General features: G+C 68.8%; 7 protein-coding genes and 1 pseudogene. 2 read left to right on the top strand and 6 right to left on the bottom strand.

Annotated features, from left to right (window positions below; translation table 11 throughout):
* Positions 1-34 precede the first annotated feature (34 nt).
* Positions 35-853: a UPF0149 family protein gene (locus ABYB95_RS14020; RefSeq protein ID WP_372659183.1), complete on the top strand. Its 819-nt coding sequence runs from the start codon at positions 35-37 to the stop codon at positions 851-853.
* A 14-nt stretch (positions 854-867) separates the two neighbouring features.
* On the opposite strand, the gene ABYB95_RS14025 is transcribed toward ABYB95_RS14020, so the two are convergent.
* From ABYB95_RS14025 to ABYB95_RS14040, 4 genes are all read right to left on the bottom strand, one after another.
* Positions 868-1,329 (bottom strand): CZB domain-containing protein, encoded by a 462-nt coding sequence (locus ABYB95_RS14025; protein ID WP_372659184.1) that lies wholly within the window; start codon positions 1,327-1,329, stop codon positions 868-870.
* A gap of 219 nt (positions 1,330-1,548) precedes the next feature.
* A complete protein-coding gene (locus ABYB95_RS14030; RefSeq protein WP_372659185.1) occupies positions 1,549-2,694 on the bottom strand; it encodes a DNA alkylation repair protein in 1,146 nt (381 codons plus the stop codon).
* A 37-nt stretch (positions 2,695-2,731) separates the two neighbouring features.
* Positions 2,732-3,235 (bottom strand): CinA family protein, encoded by a 504-nt coding sequence (locus tag ABYB95_RS14035; protein ID WP_372659186.1) that lies wholly within the window; start codon positions 3,233-3,235, stop codon positions 2,732-2,734.
* A gap of 33 nt (positions 3,236-3,268) precedes the next feature.
* Positions 3,269-3,835 (bottom strand): phosphatidylglycerophosphatase A, encoded by a 567-nt coding sequence (locus tag ABYB95_RS14040; protein ID WP_372659187.1) that lies wholly within the window; start codon positions 3,833-3,835, stop codon positions 3,269-3,271.
* A gap of 104 nt (positions 3,836-3,939) precedes the next feature.
* Here ABYB95_RS14040 and ABYB95_RS14045 point away from each other — a divergent pair, with 104 nt between their 5' ends.
* Positions 3,940-5,511, top strand: a complete 1,572-nt coding sequence (locus ABYB95_RS14045; protein ID WP_372659188.1) for a hypothetical protein — start codon at positions 3,940-3,942, stop codon at positions 5,509-5,511.
* 13 nt (positions 5,512-5,524) lie between these two features.
* On the opposite strand, the gene thiL is transcribed toward ABYB95_RS14045, so the two are convergent.
* Positions 5,525-6,538, bottom strand: coding sequence for a thiamine-phosphate kinase (gene thiL / locus ABYB95_RS14050; protein WP_372659189.1), 1,014 nt, complete (start codon positions 6,536-6,538; stop codon positions 5,525-5,527).
* Positions 6,513-6,767: pseudogene (locus tag ABYB95_RS14055) on the bottom strand (hypothetical protein); the annotation flags it as partial. The pseudogene ABYB95_RS14055 and the gene thiL, both read right to left, overlap by 26 nt.

The raw sequence follows: 6,767 nt of genomic DNA on the forward strand, positions 1-6,767 counted from the left end.
TGGTCGTCATCATAGAACCCCGAGCTGAAAAACCATGATTTCCGATCCCCCGAACAAGCCCATGGACAACGACGATTTCGACGAACTGGACGCGATCCTGGACGATTTGCGCACCCGTGGCGACGAGGTTCCACAGTGGGAATTTTGCGAAGGCGCCATGGCCGCGCTGGTCTGCAGCCGCCGCGTCATCATGCCCAGCGAGTACTTTCCGGTTCTGCTCGGGCTGGAAGCGGACGCGCCTGCCGACGGCGCCCCGGCCGAGCCGGAAGAGGGCATGACCCGGTTTGCCGATGCCATCCAGGCCGGACGGTTCATGGAGCTGTGGATGCGCCGCTGGAACGAGGTGGCGATGGCCCTGAATGCCGAGGTGGAGACGCTGGAAGACGAAAACTGTTACCACCCCGAAGTGATGGACGTGCGTGGTGCGGTGCTGGAATTGTCGGACGAGGCCCGCGCCGAGATCGGCGACCAGGAACTGCCGGCCTTCGCCCAGGTCTGGGCCTTGGGGTTCATGTTCGTGGTGGAGAACTGGGCCGAAGAATGGGCCGCGCCACGCGACAAGGAGGCTGCGGGCTGGCTGAACGACGCGCTCGATGCGATCGTGAGCCTGACCGACGACGACACCGATCCGCCTGCATTTTCCATGCACTCCGAAGACGGCCCGCCCAGCGTGAGCGAAGCGCGCATGAATACGTTTGGCGGCGCGATCTGGGCCGTGTACGACCTGCGCGAACTCTGGCGCAACCTGGGGCCGCGCATCGAGACCGTGCGCAAGACCGAAACCCCGGGGCGCAACGATCCCTGCTGGTGCGGCAGTGGAAAAAAGTTCAAGAAGTGCCACGGTCTGCATTGAACGCGGCCGTGTTTTCAGCGCGCCGCGAGGCTGTGGAGCAATTGCATCACGCGGCGGTGGTGGCGTTCAAAGTCCCGGTTGAGCATGGTGCTGGCCTGGCCCATCCGGCCCGCCCGTGCGTGTTGCAGCGCTTGCGCGGCACAGGCATGCAGGCGCTGGTGTTCCCGCGCCAGGCCGGCCAGTGCCAGGTGTTGGCCGGGGGACCGGTGCACCGCGGCCTGGGCCAGCCACAGGCCCAGCCCGCAGCGTTCGGGGCCGGGCAGCGACGCCGGGTCTGCCGGTTCGTCTTGCGATAACCAGTCGTTGAACTGCGTGCGCCAGGCCAGGTGGGCCGCGATCGCGTCGTGGATGTCCTGCCGAGTCAGGCCATGCGCTCCGGCGTTCGCGGCCGGGTCCACCGTGGCGCTGCGCGCGGGCGGCGACGGTGTTGGGGCGCGTGGTTTTTTCAACCACTGGAGCAGGGTGGACAGGTTCATGGTGTGGCGGCATCCCCATGGGCGTTGTCGGCCCATGCCGCACCGCCTGGGGTGATCAGCGGCCAAGCTTAGAGATTTCGGCGGTGGCGGATGGGCCAGCGACACAGAAAGCCGTGGCCGCAGCAAAGCCATCACCCGGTTGTGGTGGTTTGGCCTCGGGGGTGTGACGCACCACACGCGCGGCGGCCTGCGCACAATCCCTTACGCGCAGCTGCACGCTCAGCCCAGCAGCTCAAACCGGTCCGACGCCAGCACCTGTCCGTTCACCAGCAAATCCACCCGGTGCACGCCGGGGTAGAGCTTGCGCGTGGTGACCGCGCGCAGGCTGTGGCGCTTGTCCAGCACGCGTTTTTCGCCCGCGCCCAGCGCGAGTTTCCAACCCTTGAACACCTTGGGCGAGGTGCTGCCGTTGGCGCGTTGGTGGTGCACCGCGTAGTCCACCACCAGCGTCTGGGTTTGTTCGCTGCGCGAGTGCAGGGTGGCGCGCAAGTCCACGCTCTCACCCACCGCCGCCGTGCTGGGCGCGAGTTTCAGGGTGGCCTGGCCGACCAAGCCCGGTTGCAGGCCCCAGGCCGACAGCGTGGCTGCGTGCCCCTGCTTGATGAGGCTGCGGCTCGCGTGTTTCAACAAGGCGGTGCGCTGGGCGCTGGCGCCGCGCAGTTCGGTCACCAGCCACGACGCGACCCGATCCGGGTGGTCCTTGGCGATGTCGTTGAGGTGGTTGGCCACGCTGCGCCGCACATAGGCACTGGGGTCGTCTTGCAGCGCGCGCAGCAGCGGCCAGGCGGGCGCCGGGTCGTCCACCAGGCTCTGCAAGCGCATGCCCCAAGGCAGGCGCGGGCGGCTGCCTTCGCTGGCCAGGCGGCGCACGTGGGCGCTGGGGTCTTGTGTCCACTGAGCGAGGATGGGAAACACCTGGTCCGGGTACCGGGCGATGAAGGGGCGGATGGCGAACTCGGCGGAAAAGCGTTGCGTGAGCGCGTGCAGGCAGGCCAGCGCGCGCGGCACATCGTCCATGCCGCGCCGGGCCACAAACTCGCCCATGGCCCAGACCACCCAGCCCGACAAGCCTTTTTCCGCCAGCGCTTGCGACAAGCCCACCGGTTCGCCTTGTGCGTCCAGCGGCAGCGCCTGGCTCAGGCTGCGCTCCAGCACGCGGGCCGCGGCGTCGAAGCGCGGCGGCAGGGTGTGCTCCAGCGCGTTGGCGATCTGCATGGCGCGGGCTTTGAACTCCAGGTCGTCCAGACCGGTGCCGGCCAGGCTTTCAAAGCGTGGCCGGTCGAAGGCCGGCCAGACGCGCTGCAGGTGCCGCCCGGCGTGGGCCACGGTGTCGGCGTTGATCAGGTTTTTGAAGGCTTCGGGCATGTGGTCCAGCCAGGGCAGCGGAGTCTTGGTGGGGAAATCAGGCGACGGGCAACCGAGCCAGCAGGCCGCTCAGCGCATGCGCCACGGTGGCCTGGCGCACGGCGGCACGGTCGCCGTCGAAACGCCGGTGTTCGCTGAACACGCCCTCGGGTGTGGCCCAACCGAACCAGACCGTGCCCACCGGCTTTTCGGCGCTGCCGCCCGTGGGGCCGGCCACGCCGGTCACCGCGACCGACACCTGGGCCTGCGAATGCGCCAGCGCCCCTGCTGCCATGGCCCGCGCCACCGCTTCGCTGACCGCGCCATGGGCGCCGATCAGGGCGGCGGGCACGTCCAGCATCTCGGTTTTGGCGGCGTCGGCGTAGGTGACAAACCCGCGTTCAAACCATTCGCTGGAGCCGCTGAGTTCGGTGCAGGCCCCGGCGATGAGCCCGCCGGTGCAGCTCTCGGCCGTGGCCATCATCAGGCCACGCGTCTTGAGGGCCTGGGCCAGTTGTTCAACCAGCTGAGGGATAGGCGTGGGTGGATGGGTAGGCGGCATAGACCACAGCGTAACGCAGCGCCGGGATGGGCTTCAATACCGCCAGGCCGCGATCACCAGCAAGGTGCAGAAGGCGGCCGCGAAGTCGTCCAGCAAAATCCCAAAGCCGCCGCGCGGACCAAAACCTTTGAAGCGCTGGTCGGCCCAGGCCATGGGGCCGAACTTCACCGAGTCGAACAGGCGGAACAGGGCGAACGCACCCATCTGGCCCCAAAAGCCGGTGGGTGAGACCAGCCAGAGCACCAGCCAGAAGGCGACCACTTCGTCCCAGACGATGTGGCCCGAATCGGCCACGCCCATGTGCCGGGCGGTCACGGTGCAGGCCCACCACCCCACCAAGGTGCCGCCGCCGATCAAGAGCGCCCAAGCCAGGTCGGACACCACCGGTTGCAGCAGCAAAAAAGCCACCCAGGCCCAGAGCGTGCCGGCCGTGCCGGGTGCAAAACGCGCCAGACCCGAGCCCGCTCCCAGGGCGATGAAATGCGCCGGGTGGGCAAACAAAAACGCCAGCGTGGGCCTCCCCATCGGCGCCACCATCCTGGGCGCCGGGTTGGACTTTGCGGGGGCGTGCAACTCGGCGGCTGGATCGGTGTCGGGCATGGGGGGATTATGGGGCGCGGGCCAGGCGGTCTGCGGCGGGCACTGGGCGCCTACACCGGGTGTGGCTTGTTTTGGAGCGGCGGGCGCCGCATACTGGCGCCGCCATGCCAATCGATTCCGGTGCCATCCTGTCAGCGTTGCTGCTGGGCGTGTTGCTGGCCTCGGGCGTTTCCTGGATCGTGGCCAGCTTGTACCGGCGCCGCATGCTGGTCTTGATGCGTGGCGGCACCGCACCCCAGGATGCGCAGCCTGCGCCCACCACACGGCCCTCCACAGCTCCAGCCGAACCGCGTGCGCCGATCCCGTTGGACCTGGCGGGCCACCGGCGCGCCGTCTGGCGCTATTTGTTGGCCATGAGCGGCGTCTCGCTGCTCATCGGCGTCACGCAGTCGTGGCTGGATCTGCTGCTGGTGTACCAGGTGGACCGGATCACCGCCAACCGTTTGCTGTTGCTGGGCCTGGTCTACGCCTGGCCCATGGTGATGGCCTGGGGTTTGCTGCGCCGCTGGTCCTGGACCCGGGTGGCGCTGGCCATTGCCGCCTACATGGTTTTCATGGCCGTGCTGGTGCTGTGGGGCTCCAACGAGCGGCAATCGCTGGCGCAGGTCTCGGGTTGGCTGGGCGGTGTGGTGGTGATTCCCATGGGGGTCACTTTGCTGATCGGGGCCAGTGGCCGCATCCGCGCCGTCGCGCCCTATTTGTTGCCGATTTTTCTGCTGCTCTCGGCCGCCTCGGTCTTTGTGCTGCTGGTGCTGGCGCTGGGCTCGGCACATCCACCGGTCTGGATCATCCGGCTCGTGGGCGTGTTGGGCGTGCACGCCACCTTGTTGCTGTTGGCGCTGGCACCCTGGATGCTGCTGGCCTGGCCGGTCTACGCCATGGGGCGGGCGCTGGCCCGCGCCTACCGCGAAAAAAGCTTCTCCGATCTGGGCTATCTGTTCGCCGCCTACTGGTTCGTGGTGCTGTTCGCCAGCGCCTTGCCGGCCTACCAGGGCGCCGGTCTGGCCGGGCTGGTGCAACTGCTGGCCTGGCTCTGGATACCGTTGGCCAGTTGGGGCTTGCGTTCCTGGTTGGTGCCCGCCGGGCCTGCGCCCACGCTCCTGGTGCTGCGCGTGTTCCAGCAAGACGCCCAGGTGGCCCGGCTGTTCGACCGGGTGGTGGAGCGTTGGCGCCTGAGCGGCAACACGGTGCTGATCGCGGGGGCCGATTTGATCGGCTACACGCTGGACCCGGACGACTTGTTCACCTTTCTCAACGGCGACCTGGCCAGCCGCTTCATCGCCCACCCCGATCAGGTGGACGAGCGCCTGCGCGGCTTCGATCTGCGACCCGATCCGGATGGGCGCTACCGCGTCAACGAGTGTTATTGCTTCGACAGCACCTGGCAGGCCGCGCTGGCCGCTCTGGTGCAACAGGCAGACGTGGTGCTGATGGACTTGCGGGGTTTCCAGGCGAAAAACCAAGGTTGTAGGCACGAACTGGGCGTGCTCGGTGCCGCCAGCCATGTGCAGCAGGTGGTCTTGCTGGTGGACGATCGCACCGAGCGCGAGGTGGTGCGGGCCGACACCATTTCTGCGCCACCAGGGCGCTTCGTGTGGGTGGAGGCCGGGCGCTTGAACGGTCGAAAAGCGGGCGAGATCACGGCGGCGCTGTTTGGCCAGAGTGCCAGCGCGTAGCGGGGTACGCAGCTCAGGCGAAGTGGTCCCAGCCGCTGGCGGTCCAGGGCCGCAGGCGACCCGATGGCTCGCGCAGCCGCAAGCCGGGCTCCGGTGTCAGGCGGCCTATGCGCTGCACCGGTGTGCCGCTGGCCGCTGCGGCCCCCGCCACGGCCGAACGCGCGGCCATGGGCGCGGTGAACAGCAGTTCGTAGTCGTCGCCACCGTTCAGCAGGCATTCCAGGCGCTGGGGTTCGGGCAGTGCACGCAGCTCGGGCGCCAGCGCCCATTCGTCCGGCGCCAGCTCGGCGCCCAGGCGCGAGGCTTGCAGGATGTGGCCCAGGTCGCTGGCCAGGCCGTCGCTCACGTCGATCGCGGCCCGCGCCACGCCCGCCAAGGCCTGGCCCAGCGCAAGCCGGGGTGTGGGCCGCTCCAGGCGCTCGCGCAACCGGGCCAGGGCTTCGGGTCCGCAGTGTTCGGTGGCCCAGGGCGTGCCGCGCAGGCATTCCAGCGCCAGCCGCGCTTCGCCCACCTGACCACTCAGGTAGAGGTCGTCACCGGCTTGTGCGGCGTCGCGGCGCAGGGCCTGCCCCGGCAACACCTCGCCCAGGACCGTGATGCAGATGTTGAGCGGGCCGCGTGTGGTGTCGCCGCCCACCAGTGGGCAGGCGTGGGCATCGGCCAGCGCGAACAGGCCTTGGGCAAACGCCGCCAGCCAGGGGTCGTCCAGCTCGGGCAGGGCCAGTGCCAACGTGAAGCCCAGCGGCCGCGCGCCCATGGCTGCCAGATCGCTCAGGTTGACCGCCAGCGCCTTGTGGCCCAGGGTCTGAGGGGCTACATCGGCGAAAAAATGCCGCCCCGCCACCAGCATGTCGCTGGACACCGCCAGCTGGTACCCGGGCGCGGGCCGGAGCAGGGCGCAGTCGTCGCCAATGCCCAGCGCCACCGCCGTGGGCTGAGTAGTCGCTGGGCGCTGGAAGTGGCGGCGGATGAGACCGAATTCGCCGCCTCCGGTGTTTGGGTCAGCTGCGGGTGTGGCCGGGCTCATGCAGCGGCTCCATCACCGCGTCGGCCTGGGTCATGCCCCGGTCGGCGTGGTCGTTTTCGACCTCACCGGTCCAGCGCAGGGCGCGGGCCACCAGGGGTGGGCCCATGGTTTCAAACACCGCCACCGCCGCCAGCACGATGGAAGCCACCTCGGCGCCCATCAGGGGGAACTGAGCCACCGTGTTGTTGGTCAGGCCGATGGCCATGCCGGCCATGGGCAGCAGCATGAA

This window comes from Hydrogenophaga sp. (assembly GCF_041633695.1).
GTDB lineage: Bacteria > Pseudomonadota > Gammaproteobacteria > Burkholderiales > Burkholderiaceae_C > Hydrogenophaga.